The organism is Anoxybacillus sp. CHMUD (genome assembly GCF_013096965.1).
In the GTDB taxonomy this organism is placed as follows: Bacteria; Bacillota; Bacilli; order Bacillales; family Anoxybacillaceae; genus Anoxybacillus; species Anoxybacillus kestanbolensis_A.
In genome coordinates, this window is the sequence record NZ_SDLG01000097.1 from 1 (window position 1) to 387 (window position 387).

At 38.2% G+C, this 387-nt stretch carries 1 protein-coding gene; it reads left to right on the forward strand.

Annotation, left to right across the window (positions count from 1 at the left end):
- Positions 1 to 211: 211 nt before the first annotated feature.
- The coding region (gene rpsJ / locus ETB99_RS14775) for a 30S ribosomal protein S10 (protein ID WP_171700949.1) at positions 212 to 387 on the forward strand (176 nt) is incomplete at its 3' end.

The window sequence follows — 387 nt, forward strand, 5'->3', positions numbered from 1 at the left end:
ATATAAAAGTATGTGTTAGACAGATAGAAAAATTATGTGAAAAGCCTTGATTTATCGATGTTTTTCGTGTAATATAACTAACGTTGGACTTTAAGAAAAGCGATGAAGCGAAAGGTTACTGACAGACCCGGCCGCTTTGCCATGGCGCTGTGTAAGATAGTTTTCGTGGAGAAGTCTATCACTAAATGTAGACGAATAAGGAGGGAAAATTATGGCAAAACAAAAAATCAGAATCAGATTAAAAGCTTATGATCACCGCGTGATTGATCAATCAGCAGAGAAGATTGTAGAAACAGCGAAACGTTCTGGTGCAGATGTTTCTGGACCAATTCCGTTACCAACTGAGAAATCGGTATACACAATCATCCGTGCCGTGCATAAGTATAA